This is a genomic window from Streptomyces sp. NPDC016562, from assembly GCF_043076955.1.
Lineage (GTDB): Bacteria > Actinomycetota > Actinomycetes > Streptomycetales > Streptomycetaceae > Streptomyces.
Map to the genome: position 1 here is coordinate 964,805 of NZ_JBIBRZ010000002.1, position 16,697 is coordinate 981,501.

The window sequence follows — 16,697 nt, forward strand, 5'->3', positions numbered from 1 at the left end:
TGTTCACCCGACGAGCCCTTACAGGTACAGCCTCACGCGGTTACCGTCCGGTCATGACCCCCACCCTCGCGCAGCTCCGCTACCTCGTCGCCGTCGCCGACTGCCGGTCCATCACGGGCGCCGCCGCCTCCGTCTTCGTCGCCCAGTCCGCCCTGTCCCGGGCCGTCCAGGCCATGGAACGCGATCTGGGAGTCGAACTTCTCGCCCGCCGGGGGAGGGGGGTGGACCTCACACCGGAGGGGGCCCGGGTCGTCCGGCTGGCCCGCACCGTCCTCAACGCGGTCGAGGCCATCGACGACATCGGGACCCCGCACGGCAAGGACAGCAGGGCCGTCCTGACCCTCGTCAGCACCCCCACCCTCGCCCTGGACCTGGCCACCGACCTGGTCGCGGCCTTCACCGAGCGGCACCCGACCGTCGACGTGCGGCTCCAGCAGCACGACAGCCGGGAGGCCCTGGTCGAGGAACTCACCCAGGGGCGCTCCGAGTTGGCGCTGGTGGACCTGCCGGTCGACAAGGAGCTCTCCACGCACTACATCCAGGAGCGCGAGGTCGTGCTGATCTCACCGCTCGGCTCCCGGCTGCCCCACCCCATGCCGTTGCGCATGCTCGACGGGCTGCCGATGGTGCTGCCCACCCCCGGCACCGGCCGGCGCACCGAGATGGAGGCCATGTTCAGCTGCCTCGGCGTGCGGCCCGTGCCCTCCCTGGAGGTCGACGAGCGCCTCGCCTGGGTGACGGGCGTGACGGACGGCCGGGGCTCGCTCATCTGGTACCGCGACGTGGTGCTGAGGGCCTTCGGCAGCCGGGCCGAGATCCGGTCCTTCACGCCGCCCCTGCTGCGGCCGGTGGGCATCGCGCACGCCAGGAGACCGCTGAGCCGCGCGGCCCGCGCCTTCATCGCGCAGGCCGGGCACAAGGGGCCCGTACGGGAGCCGGTGCGCTGACCGAGGCATGACCTGGCGGCATCGAACGATGCTCGAAGGGGAGGCGACCAGGCCTGGCGCCATCGACTGATGAGCCATCACATGGTGGGCATGTCCCCACTCCTCACACCCCCACGGGCCGCAGCGCTCGCGACCGCGGTCCTCGCCGCGACCCTGCCCGCCGTCGCCTGGATGACCAGCGCGACCGCCTCCCCGGCCCCGTCCGCCCCCGTGGCGGCCGCCGGAGCCCCGGCCCTCGCGGCGGAGAAGAAGTGCACCCTGCCCGGCGGCCTCGCCGAACTGAGCGGCCTGGCCATGAGCCGCAAACACCCCGGCGTGTTCTACGCCGTCAACGACAGCGGGAACACCAACCAGGTCTTCGCCGTCGACTGCACCACCGCCACCGGCCGGCTGCTGGCCACCTTCACCGTCTCCGGGGTCGGCAACACCGACTGGGAGGCCCTGGCCCTCGGCAAGGACGCCGGCGGCGGCCCGGCGATCCTGGTCGGCGACATCGGCGACAACTTCAGCGGGCGGGCGGAGATCACCGTGCACAGCCTCGCCGAACCCGACCGGCTCGCCGACGCGACCCTCACGCCGACCACCTACCGCTTCGCCTACGCCGACGGCAGGCACGACGCCGAGTCCCTCCTCGCGGACCCCGCCACCGGCCGGCTCTTCGTCGCGAGCAAGCTCATCGGAGCCCCCGGCCAGCTGTACCAGGCCCCGCTGCCGCCGGTGACCGGGCAGGTCAACACCCTCACCCCGGTGCGGCCCGGCCCCGTCTTCGCCACCGACGGCGCGTTCTCGCCGTCGGGTGCCTCGTACGCCCTGCGCAGCGGGGGACCCATGGGGGCCAACACCGCCTCCGTGTACGACACCGCGAGGGTCAAGCTCGCGGACGTCGCCCTGCCGGCCCAGTCGCAGGGCGAGACGGTGACGTACCTCGACTGCGCGAACCTGCTGGTCGGGTCGGAGAACGACACCCAGATCTGGCAGGTACCGCTACCGCCGGAGGCCACCCCCGGATGCGGCACCACGCCGACGCCCACACCGACCGCTACCCCCACCCCCACCCCCACGCCCACGCCCACGCCCACGCCGACTCCGACTCCGACCCCGACCCCCACGCCCGGTGGTCTGAAGCTCACGAACCCCGGCCCCCAGACGTGCAAGTTCAACCAGCCCTGCACCATCCAGCTCGCCACCACCGGGTCGAAGCCCCCCGTGCGGTACGCCGTCACGGGCCTGCCCTGGGGCCTGACCCTCGACAGCGCCACCGGACGCATCACCGGCAAGCCCTGGGGCAGCGGAACGGTCCAGGTCACCGCCACCGCGACCGACTCCACCGGAGCCACCGCGGGCACCGCCTTCGCACTGACCCTCACCTGGTTCTGAGAGGGGCCCGGCGGAGCGGTACCGGGCTTGTCCAACCCGCCCCCGAGGCCGCACTGTTGACCGGTACTCACCACCAGGTCAGGAGATCCGGCTTGTCGTCCTTCACCGAACCCGTCCCGCACGTGATCGACCCCGCCGGGGGCTGCCCGCACGCCCTCAACGCCCGGCTGCGCGCCGAGCAGGGCGCGGTGGCGCAGGTCGTGCTCCCCGGCGGGGTGCCCGGAGCGGTCGTCCTGGGGCACGAGGCGCTCAAGGAGTTCCTCGCCCATCCCGACGTCGCCAAGGACTCCCGGCACTTCCCGGCCCTGCACGACGGCACCATCCCCGCCGACTGGCCGCTACGGGTCTTCGCCGACGCCCGGGGCATGCACACGGCCGACGACGCCGACCACCGCCGGCTGCGATCGCTGGTCGGCAAGGCCTTCACGGCCCGGCAGGTGGAGCGCCTGCGGCCGCGCGTGGAGGAGCTGACCGCCGAGCTCCTCGACGACCTCGGCCGGGCCGCGGCCGCGGCCCCCGACGGGGTGGCCGACCTGTACACGCACTTCGCGCTCCCGCTCCCCATGAACGTCATCTGCGAGCTGCTCGGCGTGGACCCCGAGCACCGGGGGCGACTGCACCACCTGACCAATACGGTGATCATCGCGACCGACATCACCCCGGCCGAGAAGATGGCCGCCCTCCAGGAGCTCGTCGCCCTGATCGGCACGATCGCGGCCACCCGGCGCGCCGCTCCGGGGGAGGACCTCACCAGCGCCCTGATAGCCGCCCGCGAGGACGACGGCGACCGGCTCAGCGAGGCCGAACTGATCGGCACCATGCGGCTGATGCTCGTCGCGGGGCACGAGACCACGCTGAACCTCGTCACGAACGCGGTCCGCGCCCTGTGCGCCCACCGCGACCAGCTCGCCCTCGTCCTGGACGGCAAGGCGACCTGGTCCGACGTGGTGGACGAGACCCTGCGCTGGGACGGTCCGGTCAGCTGGTTCCCCTTCCGCTACCCCACCCGCGACCTGACCGTGGACGGCACCGTGATCCCGCGGGGCACCCCGGTGCTCGCCGGGTACACGGCGGCCGGTCGCGACGAGGCCTTCCACGGCCCGGACGCCGGCCGTTTCGACCTCACGCGCCCCACGGCGGCCCGCCACCTCTCCTTCGGCCACGGCGCCCACTACTGCATGGGCGCCCCGCTCGCCCGGCTCGAAGCCACGATCGCACTGGAGCGGCTCTTCACCCGGTTCCCCGACCTCGACCTCGCCCTCCCCGAGACCGAACTCCCGTACCAGCGCAGCTTCATCAGCAACAACGTACGGTCGCTGCCGGTCCGCCCGGCCTGACGCACCGGACGCCACCTAGCATGGTCGGGTTGTTGGGCAGCCCGGCCGGACGGCCTGTCGGCGGTCTGCCCAAAGATCTCACGGACGTGGAGGCGGTCCTGCCGGTGATCGGGAACCAGAGGCCACCGGCGCCCGCGGCCGGGCGGAACCGCGGGCTCACCGAGGTGCGGTCCGGTGGCGGTGAGGGCGAGTGACCAGCCCGGAGCCGTGGGCCGCTGAGGGGCGGGGGGCGCGCACCGTCCAGAACGTGTACGCCTTCGGCGGCTTCGCCTACGGCGCGATCAATGCCGACGTGCACGTCCACGGCGATGGCCACCCGGTCTACCTGCTGGAGGAGCACCGGCCCCCCGCCGGGATACCGGGGCCCGCCTGGGTGAACCAGCCCAGCCGGCTGCTCAACGCCCGCAGTGCGGTTGTACCGTTCACCGGCCGCGAGGCCGAGTTGCGCGCCCTGGAAGACTGGCGCGACGACGACGGCGATGACCCGGTCCTGAGCGTGCGGTGGCTCTTCGGACCGGGCGGTCGGGGCAAGAGCCGCCTGGCCGATCACTTCGCCGCGGCGTCCACGGCGCGCGGTTGGAAGACCGTGGTGGCCAGGCACGGCAGCAGCGTGTCCTGGGAGGCGCAGGGCAGCCACGACGCACGCCCCGGCGACCGTACGGGGTTGTTGGTGCTGGTGGACTACGCCGACCGCTGGCCCCTGCACGACCTGACCTGGCTGTTCGCCAACAGCCTGTTCCCGAACAGCCTGCGCCGCGGCGTTCCGGTGCGGGTGCTCCTGCTGGCCCGCACCGTCGAACCCTGGCCCGCGGTGCAGAGCATGCTTGGTGACCGCGCCGTCGCGTCAGCGTGGGAACTGGGGGCCGTGCCCGACACCCCGGGCGCCCGCGAGCGGGTGTTCGCCGCGGCCCGGTCGCGATTCGCCGAGCTGTACCGGCTGCCGGAAGCCGCCTCCACTGCTCTGCCGCTGCCGCACGACCACCCGGACTCGGGGCTCTTCCTCACCCTGCACATGGCCGCCCTGGCCGGGGTGGACGCGCTGGCGCACGGCCGTCGGCCGCCGAAGGACCCGGCCGGGTTGACAGCCTATCTTCTGCACCGGGAACGCGAGTGGTGGGAGCGGCTGAGCGAAGGCGGCGCTGGTGGCGCCGGTTCCACGACCGAGGCGCTCGCCGGCGCCGCGTTCGTCGCGGCGCTGACCGGCGCGACGGACTGGGACCACGGCGCCGAAGCACTGGCCAAGGCCCGGCTCGCGGACGATCCGGCCGCCGCTCGGTCCCTGCTGGCCGATCACGCGCGCTGCTATCCGCCGCTCGACCCCGCGACGGTGCTGGAACCCCTCTACCCCGACCGGCTCGCGGAGGACTTCGTCGCGCTCTGCCTCCCCGGCCACGACGTCGCGGGCTACCGGGCGGACCCGTGGGCGGCAGCCGTGCCGGCGGCGCTCCTGACCGGCGAACAGGTGCCCGCGTACGCGCTGCGGGCCATGACGTTCCTGGCGGCTGCGGCCGAACGCTGGCCCCACGTCCGCACGACGGTCTTCCACCCGCTCGTCCTGGCGGATCCCCGGCTGGCACTGCCGACCCACCCCACGGCCCTCGCGCCGGACTCCCCGTCCCATGCCCTCGGCGAGCAGAGCACCGCGGACTTCATCACCGGACAGCTGGAGATCATGGACAGCCAGTCGATGGAGGGGATCCGGCCGGAGCGCGCGTGGGACTTCGCCTACTACGCCGTCCACCTGCACGAACGCCGCCTGGCCGACGCGCCTGACGAGCGGGCCCGCGCGAAGCTCCACCTCAGCCTCGCGACCCGCCTCGCCAGGATCGGCCGGTACCAGGAAGCGGTCGCCTTCTGTACGCAGGCCGTTGCCCGCTACCGCGACCGGGACCCGGCAGACCTTTCCGCGACCGTCGAACTCACCGACGCGCTGACCGAGCTCGCCCGAGACCTGGCGGGAGTAGGCCGCAGTGCCGAGGCCGTCGAAGCCGCCGCCGAGGCGGTCGGAACATGGCGCGCCCACGCCGTACCGCCGCTCACCGACGGGCTGGTCGCGCAGACGCTGGCTACGTACGGCGATCTGCTCCGGGAGACCGGGCAACGGGACGAGGCGGTGCGGGTCACCGAGGAAGCCGTCGCTCTGTACCGCTCGCACGTTCATGGTGATTTCGCGGACGTCAAGCCCGGGAGGTGGATCTCCACAGTCCGCTTCGCCTCCGCCCTGAGCAGCCTGGGGGTCATGCTGCGCGACACCGGCGGACAGCGCCCTGCCCTGGAGGCGTGCGAGGAGGCCGTGGGCATCTTCCGTCGGCTGGAGCTGTCCGTCCTGGCTCAGCACCGTGATGCCTACGCCCGTGCACTCGCCCACCTCAGCGGCGCACTGCTGCACGCAGGGAGGGATGCAGAGGCCGTGGATCCGGCGCGCGAGGCTGCCGAGATCTACCGGCGACTGGCGGCGAACAGCCCGGAGGCCCACGAAGCACCTCTCGCCGGCGCCCTGCTCACTCTCGCCACCTGCCTGAGCGACCCCCAGGAGGCCCTGGCCGCCGCCGAGGAAGCCGCCGAGATGTTCCAGCGGCTCGCGCCCGCCAGGCCCGCGGAGTTCATGCCCCCGCTGGAAACCGCGCGAGACCTCGTGGACCAGCTCCTCTGGAAGGCCGAAGAAGAACGGGGCGCCCGGACCACCCTCCCCCCGGTCACTCCCGAAACCAGGCCGCACTCGCGCGACGCCGACGCCGTACTCCTCGTGGAGAGCGGTCCTCCTCCCACTGACCCGTTCGAGCGGCGGGTCGCCCGCCTCGTCGACCTGTGGGACTCGGACGGGCGACACGACGGGTGGCTGGTCACCGGCACGGCGTTCTTCATTCTGAACTGCTGGTTCATGGACTCAGAGCGACGAGACGACCCTCCCGGTCAACGCAGGTCCTCGCTCCTGGGCTCCCCCGCCGTCCAGGACTACGTCACGGCCTGCCGAACCGCCGTCGAGGCCGCTCACGGATGGGCCGCGATGCTGCGCGAGCGCCGCCGGTGCCCGGGGTGCGGTCACACCTGGCGGCTGGAGAACCTCCAGGCGTGCGCCGGCTGCTCCCGCTACACGTGCTACGAATGCCAAGGGATCGACCATCGAGGAGAGTTCTGCGAGATCGTGGGCTGACGGAAGCCGTCACGCCACGGGTGCTTCGTCAGCCGGTCAGGATCACGGAGGCGACCGTCCGCCATCCCGCGTCGGTACGGGCGGCCAGGTAGAGCACACGGACACGCTGGAACTCCCGCCCCTGGCTGTCCTGGCGCGCCCAGGTCACCTCGATGTGCGCGGACCGCTCGTTGAGCGCGCGTACCACCGGGTCGAGGGCCTTGCTGCCCCCGTAGTCGGCGTCGCGCAGTGCGCGCAGCTCGTGTGCGAGTCCCTGGGAGAGCGCCTCGGCGGAAGTGAGAGTGGTGTGGGCCGTGCCCGTGGTCATGCTGATCGGCACCGAGAAGTAGTCGAGGAGCGGCGCGGGATCGGTGCTCCCCTGTGCTGCCAGTCCGATGAACGTCTCGACGTAGCTGTCGAACCATGCCTGTGCTTCGTTCGCGACGGCGGCCAGATCGGTATGCGTCATGATTCCGTGTTCCTTCTTGCAGAGATTTCGCCGTCGCCCCCCGGTCAACGCCGCAAACGGGGAGTTCCCCGGTTGGTCATGACGGTAAGCGGGGAACTCCCCGGTTGTCCAGTTAGACTGGTCCCTCGATGACGGGAGCAGCCTTGACCACCAAGCCGAGCGTGTTGCGCGCCGATGCCCGCCGCAACCGGGAGCGCATCCTCGAAGCGGCCGTACGCGCCTTCTCGGAGAAGGGCCCGGACGTCCCGATCGACACGATCGCCAAGGCCGCGGGCGTCGGCTCGGCCACGCTCTACCGCCACTTCCCCACGCGCGAGGCGCTGGTCGAGGCGGCCTACCGCAACGAGCTGGCCCGCGTCTGCGACAGCGCCGCGCAGCTGCTGGCCGACAACCCGCCCGACCGGGCGATCCGCCTGTGGATGGACGACTTCATCGACTACCTGGCTGCCAAGCAAGGCATGGCGGACGCGCTGCGAGCCGCGGTCGCATCCGGTGCGGACCCCTTCGCCGAGACCCTCGACAAGCTCGCCACCGCGCTGGGCACCCTGCTGCACGCCGGGGCCGACGCCGGTCTCCTGCGCCCGGGCATCGACCCCGTCGACGTCGGCTTCAGCCTGGCCGGCATCGGGCTGATCACCAGCGCTCCCGACCAGCGCGAACGGGCCGGACGCCTCCTCGACCTGCTCCTCGACGGCCTCCGGTACGGAGCGGACGGATCGGCGCCCAGCTCGTGACCCGGCTTCGGCCGCGCAACAGGCACTGAATCGGTTGCGGGCCCACCGGACACCACCTAGGCCCCCGGCGGCGCCAGCTCCGTGCTCAGCCAGCCCAGCGCGTCCGGGTACATGCCGGTCCAGGTCCGGAAGTTGTGGCCGCCGGCCGGGCGGATCAGCGTCTTGACGCGGACGCCGGTGTTCGCCGCGGCGGCGGCCGCGGCGAAGGCCGCCAGCTGCCTGGGTGGACTGTCCTTGTCCTGCGCGGACGTGGCGAGGAACAGTCCCACGTCCGCCTTGCGCGCGTGCCCGACCAGCCACATCGGGCTGTTGCGCTCGCGCAGCCTCGGATCCGCCAGCACCTGCGGGTCGCCCGTCAAGGGGTCCGGGTCCAGGGCCGCGCCCGCCCGGAACACCTTCGGGTACTGGAGCGGCAGCTTCGCCGCGCAGAAGCCGCCGGTGGAGACGCCCATCAGGCCCCAGCCGCGCGGGGACGGCAGCGTACGGAAGTTGCGTGCGACCAGCTCCGGCACGTCCCGCGCGAGCCAGTCGGCGGTCTTGCGCTGCGGGGTGTTGCTGCAGTCGGTGTTCACTCCGCCCGGGGAGATCTCCGGGATCACCACGATGAAGGGGTGCGCCGCGCCCAGCTCCATCAGGTCGGCCACCGCGCCGGGCACGTCACCGAGGTCGATCCAGGTGCGAGGCGTGCCCGGGTGGCCGTGCAGGAGCATCAGCACCGGGAAGCGGGTCCGCTCCGCGCCCGGCGCGCCGTACTCCGGGGGAGTCCACACGATCACCTGCCCGGCGAGTTTCGAGTGCGAGCCCCGGAAGTAGGTGGTGCGGGTGCCGTCCCCGCCCTGCGTGAAGGTGGCCCGGCCCGCCGACGGTCCGGTCATCGCGCCCGCGTCCCGGGCGGCGCCGGTGCCCAGCAGCTCGTCCCAGGAGGAGTAGAGCCCGTAGCTGCCGTTGATCCAGGTGGCCACCACGCAGATGGCGGTGAGCTGGCACAGCCCGATCATCAGCAGCCGCCCGGGCCACCGCACCCACCCCGGGCCGGGGATCCTGTTCCACAGGAGCAGTGCACCGAGCACGGCCAGCACGGTCAGGACGAGCAGCGCGACGAGGAAGGAGGCGCTGGTCAGCTCCACGGACGCCCCGCCCCTTCGGGCAGCGGCCGCACGCGCACCTCGACCGCGTGCCAACCCGTCGCCCCGTCGGGGACGGTTCCGGCGCGCTCGCCCGTCTGGACGGCGCCCGTACGGTCCGTGGCCCGCACCTCCAGCGTGTGCCGGCCCGGAGTCGCCTCCCACGGCCACACCCACTGCCGCCAGGTGTCGTTCCCGTCGGCCGCCGCGAGCCGCGCCTGCTGCCACGGCCCCGCGTCCACCCGTACCTCCACCCGCTCGATCCCCCGGTGCTGCGCCCACGCCACCCCGGCGACCGCCACCCGGCCCGGCGCCAGATCGGCGTGCGCGCGCGGCGTGTCGATCCGTGACTGGGTCTTGACGGGGGCCTGCTGCGCCCACGAGCGGCGCACCCAGTAGGCGTCGTACGCGGCGAAGGTGGTCAGCCGCAGCTCGGTCAGCCACTTGCACGCGGAGACGTACCCGTACAGGCCCGGGACGACCATCCGGACCGGGAACCCGTGCGCGAAGGGCAGCGGTTCGCCGTTCATCCCGACGGCCAGCAGTGCGTCCCGGCCGTCCATGACGGCCTCGACGGGCGTCCCGATGGTCATGCCGTCCACCGAGCGCGCCACCAGCTGGTCGGCGCGGCCGCCGTGGGACGGCGGCCGTACGCCCGCTTCGCGCAGCAGGTCCGCGAGGCGCACGCCGAACCAGCGGGCGTTGCCCGCGTACGGGCCCCCGACCTCGTTGGAGACACAGGTGAGGGTGATGTCGCGCTCGACCAGCGGGCGGTCCAGCAGGTCCCGCAGACCGAGCGTGAGCGGCCGGGTCACCCCCTCGCCGTGGATGCGCAGGTGCCAGGTGTCCGCGTCGACGCGCGGGACGACCAGCGCGGTGTCCACCCGGTAGAAGTCCCGGTTCGGGGTGAGGAAGGGCGACAGCCCGGGGACCTTCAGGTCCGCCCCGGCGGGCACCGGCGGCGCGGGCACGGCGGGCCGGGGGAGTACGAAACGGGCCCGGGAGGCCGTCGCGCCCGCCGAGCCGTGGGCGCCGAGCCGCCGCCCGGCGACACCGGCCGCGGCCGAGAAGGCCAGGACCGCGGCGACCAGCCGGCCGAAGCCGCGCCGGTCCATCGCCCAGGTCGCTCCCCGGGAGGGGGTCCCGGAGGGTCCCTTGGGCGGCGCCCCGGCCGGGCGGGGCCGGTTCGCCGCCCTGACCAGCAGGTACAGCACACCGCCCGCGGCCACCGCGCCCGTCAGCGACGGCAGGGCGTCGCGCCAGGACGCCTCCGGCCGGCTGAGCGCGGCCGCGGCGCCGACCAGCCCGAAGCCGGCCGCGACCGCGATCCCGCCGGGCAGGTGGCGCAGGGCCAGCATCCCGGCCCCGGCGGCGACGACGGCCAGTACCGCCAGGATGCCGAGGGCCAGCACCAGCTTGTCGGCGGTGCCGAACAGCCGGATCGCCCACTCCCGCAGCCCCACCGGGGTCAGGTCCACGAAGGCCCCGCCCACGGCGGTGACGGGCGCCGCCTCCGGCCGTACCGCCGCCGCGGCCAGCTCCGCCAGCGCCAGCCCGGCGCAGGCGGCGACCAGCCCGCTGACGGCGCCGAGCAGAAACCGCGGGCGTCCGGCGCCGGGACGGGTCATCCGGCCGCCGGGGGCAGGGCCGCGGCGATCCCGGCCGCCAGGGCGTACGGGTCACCGCTCGGCCGGTTCGGGTGCCGGGTGGTCCGCGAGGCCCACTCCTCCTCGAAGGCGGGCCAGTCGACGGGCCGCGGTGACGTCCCCGAAACCAGCGCCTGCTCCAGCGAATCGAAGTAGAGCGCCCACCGCCGGGCGTACAACTCCGAGATCAGGCCGCTCCACTCGCGGTTCGCGTAGTCGTGCAGGAAGCCGCCCTCGCTGGTACTGCGGCGGCCCCACACGCTGAGGATCGAGCGGGCGTCGTACTCGTACCGGTCCTGCTCGGCCCGGTCGGCGCCCCGGGACCGGGCCCCGGCGAGCCAGCTGCCGAGGAGGAAGTTCGGGTCGGCTCCGGTGACCGCGTCCAACTTCCGCTCGGCGTCACGCCATTGGGCGGTCAGATCCCGGAAGCGGGTCAGGTCCTTGGTCTCGTACGCCGCCTTGATCTTCGGCAGCAGCACCCGCGAGTGGTTGGCGAGGGCCTGCCGGGCGGTGTCCACCAGGTCGAAGCGGTAGGCGCTGGAGCCGCGCAGCCGCGGATCCACCTTCAGCAGGTGGTCCAGGGCCCTGCGCACCGAACCCGCCGGATAGCGCATCGACTTGGGGCTCCAGTACGCCGCCCCCGTCGCGCTCAGGGCCGGCCGGGCGGTGAACAGGCTGTCCTGCGACTCCGACCAGAGCCCCGAGGAGGTGCTGTACGGGCCCTTGCGCAGCTCCTCCCAGGCCGCGGCGGCCGCGGCGTCCGGCCGGCCATAGCGGCGGGCCGCGAAGTCGGCGAACCACCGGCGCTGGTCGATCGGTCCGGGCTCCCAGGCCAGGTCGGTGAAGAGGTCGAAGGCGGCGGGATTGGTGCCGGTCGCCTCCGGCAGGTAGGCGATCCCGGCGAGCGCGCTGTTGCTCTTGTCGCGCCAGGGGCCGAACCGCTCGATCCACACCGAGGTGTTCGCACCGATCGTGGTGTGCCCGCCGAAGTTGTAGATGGTGCCCATCGCGTACGGGGTGCCGCCCCAACGCGCCTCGCGGTCGAGGCGGTTGTAGCGGTCGGAGAGCCCGTCGAGGATCAGCAGCTTCGAGGTGTCCACCCCGGCGAGGAGCTCGGCCGTCGGATCGTCCTGCCAGCCCAGCACCGCCCACAGCGCGCCGGGGTGGGCGGCGTGCAGGGCGTCCTGGATGGCGCCCGCGGCGGCGCTCACGTCGACCGAGCCGGTCTGCCCGCCCTCGTGCAGCGGGCTCATCCGGTACATCGAGCTGTCCCCGAACACCGCGCGCTGCTGCGCGTAGTAGGCGGCGGCCAGCCTCCCGAACACCGGCGAGGCGGGATCCAGCCAGTCCGGGCGGTCGAAGCCCGCCCAGTCGCCCTGCGCCACCGTGGCCGCCCCCGGGTTGCGCGCGGCGAACTCCGGCGGCACGGTCCCGAAGAAGCCGGGCAGCACCGGGGTCATGCCGAGGCCGCGCAGCTGCTCGGCGATCCGGCCGCCCAGCTCGGCGCGCTCGCGCATCAGCCGCTCGGACACCGGCCCCCCGAAGCCGCTCAGGTTCTGCAGCAGCCACCAGCTCTGGTGTCCGGGGCCGGGGATCCACTGCCGCAGCTCCTCGGCCGAGTAGCCGAAGTCCTGGAGCGCCCGGTAGTACGGATACTCCGCGCCCACCTGCACGAACACCTCGTTGATGCCGTGCAGGGCGAGCAGGTCGATCTGCCGCTGGTGCTGCTCGAAGGTGCGGTACGGGCCGGAGTACCCGTCGTCGGTGTCGTTGAGCGCGTACCGGTGCGGGACCTGGGCACGGCGGGTGACCGCCGCGGGGACGCCCGGCAGCCGGTCGGGCAGCATGCCGATGCTGTCGCCGGGCCAGCCGATGTCGGCCCCGGCGACGTGCTGGAGGTACCAGCCGACACCCGTGAGCAGGGTGGCGCCGGTGCTGCCGCGCACGGTGATCGCACCGACGGTCCCGGACACGGTGAAGGTGTCGGAGCCGCCTGCCGTCTCGGGCACCAGGGTGAACTGCCCGGCGTGCCGCGGAAGCAGCCGTTCCAGGGCGGCCCGCGCCGGCCCGGCGTCGAAGGTCGCCCGCGGCGCCCCCGGCCGCTCGACGGCCGTGGCCCCGGCCGCTGCGGGCGAGCCGGCCCCCGGGGCGGTGGCCCCGGGCGCGGGCCCCGCGCAGATCACGGCCAGCAGGGCCGCGGGAAGGGCGGTCAGGGCCACCGGGCGGCGGGCGAGCAGGCGGCGGCGTCCGCTTCGTTGCATGGGCTTCCTCATCGGTTCCTCAACGGGTCCTCATCGGCTTCCGCACCTTCCGCACGGCTTCCGCGCCGACTTCCTGATCGGCTTGCGCACGAATTCCTGTGGGCTTCCGCGCCGCCGTCGTCATCGGCCGTCGGACGTCAGACCGGCAGGGCCCAGGTCTGGTCGACCCGGTGGTCGCCGCAGGGCTCCAGCCGCAGCCGTTCGGCCGGGGCGTCGGGGGTGGCGACCGCGGCCGGAGCCGTCAGGCACAACCCGCTCACCCGCTCGACGAGGGCGCCGTCGCGGCGGTGCGACCAGCTCTGCCCGGGCTGCTCCGCCGGCCGCGGCGAGCAGTCGGCCAGCTCCACCACACGGTCCTCGCCCGCCGACAGGCACTCGCCGGCCAGCCGCACGCGCTCGTCCTCGCCGAGGCTCCACCGCTGGTCGGGGGCTCCGGTGCAGGGCGCGAGCACGACCGCGCCGACGCCCGTGGTGTTGGCACCGTCCGCGCACGTGACGCCGTTGCCGACGATCTGGCCGGTGGGGACGGCCGTGGCGCAGCCGCCGCCCGGCGTGAGACGCCAGACCCCCGTGTCGTGGGCGGCCACCTTCCCCGTCAACGTGCCGGCGAGCTCGCGCCGCCCTCCGCTCCACAGGTCCTGCGCGTCGACCGTGCAGGACGGCAGCCCGACCTCCGCGAGCGGTACGGCGATGTCGCGTGCGGTGGCGGAGCGGTTGAGCACGGCGACGGCGCGGTCGCCGTTCGCGAGGTCGCGGACCAGGATCTCGAAGGTGGCGTTGGAGGAGACCACGGCCCCCTGACGGCCCATCGGGTCCTGGTCGAGCTCGATCATCCGGGTGTTGCCGAGGGCCGCGAGACCGGCCTTGTTCAGCTGGGAGACCTCGGAGGACAGGATGAAGGGGGCCGCCATCATGGCCCAGAGGGCGACCTGGCTGCGGCTTTCCGCCGCCGTGAGCCCGGGGGCGCCCGCGATCAGGAAGTCGGGGTCGTTCCAGTTGCCGGGGCCCGCGTACCGGCCGAGCCAGCGGTTGTAGCCGTAGTTGCCCAGCACCGAACTCCACCGCGAGGTGGCGGGCGTGGCCGGGTTGTACACCTTGATGTCCCGGCCCTCGCGCCACAGCTGGCCCGTCTCGCCGACCCAGCCGAGGACCTTGTGCCAGTCGGACCCGCCCCACTCGCCCTGCTGGAAGTAGGCGGGCGCGGAGGCCGACAGGACCATGTCCCGGCCGCTGGTGCGCAGGGCGTTCGCGACGGCGTTGTACGCGTCACGGTAGGCCTGCTCCTTGGTGCGGCCCTCCGGCACCCACAGGTTGCAGCCGTCCATCTTGACGTAGTCCACCTTCCAGGAGGCGAACTGCCGGGCGTCCTGCTCGTAGTGGTCCGCGCCGCCGCCCTGGGGGGCTCCGCTGCCGGGGTACTTCTCACAGGTGAGGGAGCCGGCGTCCTGGTAGATGCCGAACTTCAGGCCCTTGGCGTGCAGGTACTCGCCGAGCCAGGCCATGCCGTGCGGGAACTTCGCCGTGTCGACGACCAGACGGCCCTGCGTGTCGCGGCTCTTGGTCATCCAGCAGTCGTCGACGGTCACCGTGTCGTAGCCCTTGGCGGCCAGTCCGGTGGACACGAGCGCGTCGGCGTTGGCGACCACCTTGGCCTCGTCGATGTCGCACATGTAGTGCGCCCAGTTGTTCCAGCCCATGGGCGGGGTGAGCGCGAGCGGGGTGTCCGAGGTCGCCCGGGGCTCGGCCGCGACCGGGGCGGGGGAGAGCGCGAGGGCGAAGAGGGCGGCCGCGGTCAGGCAGGGGAGCGTTGCGCGCAGGCGAGGCGGCACGGAGTCTCCTTGACGAGGGGGCAGTCGTGCGCCCAGTGCAGCGATACGACTACCCACTGTCAACGCAAGTCGCTGATTGTCGGCCGATCGCCAGCAATATGGCTGCAATCCGTGTCACACGAAAGAGTTGATACGTCGTATGTGACAGCGGCTGATACGGTGTATCACATGCCTAGGAGATCTCCCGCCCTCGACCTGGCCACCCCCGAGGCCATCGCCGTGGCCGCCCTGCGGATCCTCGACGAGGACGGGCCGGAACACCTCAGCTTCCGCACCCTCGCCGACCGGCTCGGCATCTCCCACGCCACCGTCCAGCGCCGCTGCGCCGACCTCGCCGGGCTGCTCGACCTGTGCACCGAGCACCTCGCCGCGCAGCTCCCGGAGATCCCCGCCGGCACGGACTGGGCCGAGGCCACCGAGCAGCGCTTCCGCGCGCTGTACCTGCTGCTCACCGCACACCCCGGCCTGCTGGTGCTGCGTGGCGGCCGGCCCTGGCTCGGGCGGCAGTTGCTGGCCCGGCTCGTCGAGCCGGCCCTCGCCGACAGCGTGGCCGCGGGCATGACCGCGGCCGAGGCGATGACCGCCTACCGCCGCATGTACCTGCTCACCCTGGGCAGCGCGGCCTTCGTCGACCACCGGGACCCGGCCGGAGCCACCGCCGCGTCGCGGGCGGCCCTGGCCGCGCTGGATCCGGAGCGCTTCCCCGTGCTCGGCGGCGCGCTGACCGACGTACTGCCGCCGCTGACCGACCACGAGGTGTACTACGGCGCCCTGCGGCAGCTGATCGAGGCGGCCCGGCCGTCGCCGGAGCCGGCCGCCTGAGCCCGCCGTACGGGTCCGTCGCGCGCCCGCGCGCAGGTCCGCCCGCCCCTTGAGTTCCCCGCCTGAAAGGCAGTCCGTCCATGGAACAGCAGCTCGACTACGCCGCCGTGCGCGCCGCCGCCGACCGGATCGCGGGCGGCATACGGCCCGTCGCCGTGGTCCCCGCGGCGGAGGGAGTCTGGTACGCGCTGGAACACCTCCAGCACACCGGCTCCTTCAAGGCCCGCGGGGCCCGCAACTTCCTCGCCGCCCACCACCGGGCGGGCCTGCTGCCGGCCGCCGGTGTCACCATCGCCTCCGGCGGCAACGCCGGGCTCGCCTGCGCCTGGGCGGCCCGCGCGCTGTCCGTGCCCGCGACCGTGTTCGTGCCCGAGAGCGCCCCGCGGGTGAAGGTGGACCGGCTGCGCGGATACGGGGCCGAGGTCCGGCTCGTCGGCGACCGGTACGCCCAAGCCCTGGCCGCCTGCCGGGAGTTCGCCGCCGATAGCGGCGCCCTGAGCAGCCACGCCTACGACCACCCGCTCATCGCGGCGGGCGCCGGGACCCTGCTCGACGAGATCCGTGCCGCCTTGCCGGGCTTGGACACCGTGGTCGTCGCGGTCGGCGGCGGCGGACTGTTCGCCGGGGTCGCCACCGCCGCACGCGAGCACGGCGTACGGGTGATCGCGGCCGAGCCGGAGCACTGCCGGGCCCTGAACGCGGCCCTGGATGCCGGCCGGGTCGTGGACGTGCCCGTGGACTCCGTGGCCGCCGACTCCCTGGGGGCCACCCGGGTCTCGGCGGACGCGCTGGCCGCCGCCCAGGAGGAGAACGTCACGTCGGTCCTCGTGCCCGACGAGGCGATCACCGCTGCCCGGCGGGCGCTGTGGGAGGAGCACCGGATCGTCGTCGAGGCGGGCGCGGCCACGGCCCTCGCGGCGCTGCGCCGCGCGCCGCGGCCGCCGGGCGAGCGGGTCGCCGTCATCCTCTGCGGGGCGAACACGGACCCCGGGGACCTGGCGCGCTGACCCCGGGGGAG

General features: G+C 73.8%; 12 protein-coding genes. 7 read left to right on the forward strand and 5 right to left on the reverse strand.

All coding sequences use genetic code 11. The features are described 5' to 3' along the window. Positions 1-53: 53 nt before the first annotated feature. The 4 genes from ACF059_RS12115 to ACF059_RS12130 all read left to right on the forward strand — a co-directional run bounded on the left by ACF059_RS12115 (position 54) and on the right by ACF059_RS12130 (position 6,815). Entirely contained in the window at positions 54-947 is an 894-nt protein-coding gene (locus ACF059_RS12115; protein WP_392054982.1) for a LysR family transcriptional regulator, read from the forward strand. Between the two features lie 90 nt (positions 948-1,037). Further along, positions 1,038-2,324 (forward strand): putative Ig domain-containing protein, encoded by a 1,287-nt coding sequence (locus ACF059_RS12120; RefSeq protein WP_392054984.1) that lies wholly within the window; start codon positions 1,038-1,040, stop codon positions 2,322-2,324. Between the two features lie 92 nt (positions 2,325-2,416). Beyond that, positions 2,417-3,661 carry a cytochrome P450 gene (locus ACF059_RS12125; protein ID WP_392054987.1) on the forward strand — a complete coding sequence of 415 codons (1,245 nt, stop codon included), beginning with the start codon at positions 2,417-2,419 and terminating at the stop codon, positions 3,659-3,661. Positions 3,662-3,851: 190 nt separating this feature from the next. After that, on the forward strand, positions 3,852-6,815 hold the full coding sequence (locus ACF059_RS12130) for a tetratricopeptide repeat protein (protein WP_392054990.1): 2,964 nt from the start codon (positions 3,852-3,854) through the stop codon (positions 6,813-6,815). A 28-nt stretch (positions 6,816-6,843) separates the two neighbouring features. On the opposite strand, the gene ACF059_RS12135 is transcribed toward ACF059_RS12130, so the two are convergent. Continuing rightward, positions 6,844-7,263 carry a hypothetical protein gene (locus ACF059_RS12135; protein WP_392054993.1) on the reverse strand — a complete coding sequence of 140 codons (420 nt, stop codon included), beginning with the start codon at positions 7,261-7,263 and terminating at the stop codon, positions 6,844-6,846. A 143-nt stretch (positions 7,264-7,406) separates the two neighbouring features. Between ACF059_RS12135 and ACF059_RS12140 the strand changes: the two genes are divergently transcribed. After that, entirely contained in the window at positions 7,407-7,997 is a 591-nt protein-coding gene (locus ACF059_RS12140; RefSeq protein ID WP_392054996.1) for a TetR/AcrR family transcriptional regulator, read from the forward strand. Between the two features lie 56 nt (positions 7,998-8,053). On the opposite strand, the gene ACF059_RS12145 is transcribed toward ACF059_RS12140, so the two are convergent. From ACF059_RS12145 to ACF059_RS12160, 4 genes are all read right to left on the reverse strand, one after another. Next, on the reverse strand, positions 8,054-9,124 hold the full coding sequence (locus tag ACF059_RS12145) for an alpha/beta hydrolase (RefSeq protein ID WP_392054999.1): 1,071 nt from the start codon (positions 9,122-9,124) through the stop codon (positions 8,054-8,056). Beyond that, positions 9,115-10,749, reverse strand: a complete 1,635-nt coding sequence (locus ACF059_RS12150) for a molybdopterin-dependent oxidoreductase (RefSeq protein WP_392055002.1) — start codon at positions 10,747-10,749, stop codon at positions 9,115-9,117. Before ACF059_RS12150 ends, ACF059_RS12145 begins: the two co-directional genes overlap by 10 nt. Next, positions 10,746-13,028 carry an alpha-N-acetylglucosaminidase gene (locus ACF059_RS12155; protein WP_392055005.1) on the reverse strand — a complete coding sequence of 761 codons (2,283 nt, stop codon included), beginning with the start codon at positions 13,026-13,028 and terminating at the stop codon, positions 10,746-10,748. The genes ACF059_RS12150 and ACF059_RS12155 overlap by 4 nt, the downstream gene beginning before the upstream one ends. A gap of 137 nt (positions 13,029-13,165) precedes the next feature. After that, entirely contained in the window at positions 13,166-14,857 is a 1,692-nt protein-coding gene (locus ACF059_RS12160) for a ricin-type beta-trefoil lectin domain protein (protein WP_392055008.1), read from the reverse strand. Positions 14,858-15,025: 168 nt separating this feature from the next. Here ACF059_RS12160 and ACF059_RS12165 point away from each other — a divergent pair, with 168 nt between their 5' ends. Both ACF059_RS12165 and ACF059_RS12170 read left to right on the forward strand, forming a co-directional pair. Then, positions 15,026-15,679: a TetR/AcrR family transcriptional regulator gene (locus tag ACF059_RS12165; protein WP_392055011.1), complete on the forward strand. Its 654-nt coding sequence runs from the start codon at positions 15,026-15,028 to the stop codon at positions 15,677-15,679. A gap of 80 nt (positions 15,680-15,759) precedes the next feature. Continuing rightward, complete coding sequence (locus tag ACF059_RS12170) at positions 15,760-16,686, forward strand: serine/threonine dehydratase (RefSeq protein WP_392055014.1); 927 nt, start codon at positions 15,760-15,762, stop codon at positions 16,684-16,686. The last annotated feature ends 11 nt before the right edge of the window (positions 16,687-16,697 follow it).

Bases quoted from the DNA above. Each gene is read 5' to 3' on its own strand.
- ACF059_RS12115 (WP_392054982.1), top strand. From the start codon at position 54: ATGACCCCCACCCTCGCGCAGCTCCGCTACCTCGTCGCCGTCGCCGAC.
- ACF059_RS12120 (WP_392054984.1), top strand. From the start codon at position 1,038: ATGTCCCCACTCCTCACACCCCCACGGGCCGCAGCGCTCGCGACCGCG.
- ACF059_RS12135 (WP_392054993.1), bottom strand. From the start codon at position 7,263: ATGACGCATACCGATCTGGCCGCCGTCGCGAACGAAGCACAGGCATGG.
- ACF059_RS12150 (WP_392055002.1), bottom strand. From the start codon at position 10,749: ATGACCCGTCCCGGCGCCGGACGCCCGCGGTTTCTGCTCGGCGCCGTC.
- ACF059_RS12155 (WP_392055005.1), bottom strand. From the start codon at position 13,028: ATGCAACGAAGCGGACGCCGCCGCCTGCTCGCCCGCCGCCCGGTGGCC.
- ACF059_RS12165 (WP_392055011.1), top strand. From the start codon at position 15,026: ATGCCTAGGAGATCTCCCGCCCTCGACCTGGCCACCCCCGAGGCCATC.
- ACF059_RS12170 (WP_392055014.1), top strand. From the start codon at position 15,760: ATGGAACAGCAGCTCGACTACGCCGCCGTGCGCGCCGCCGCCGACCGG.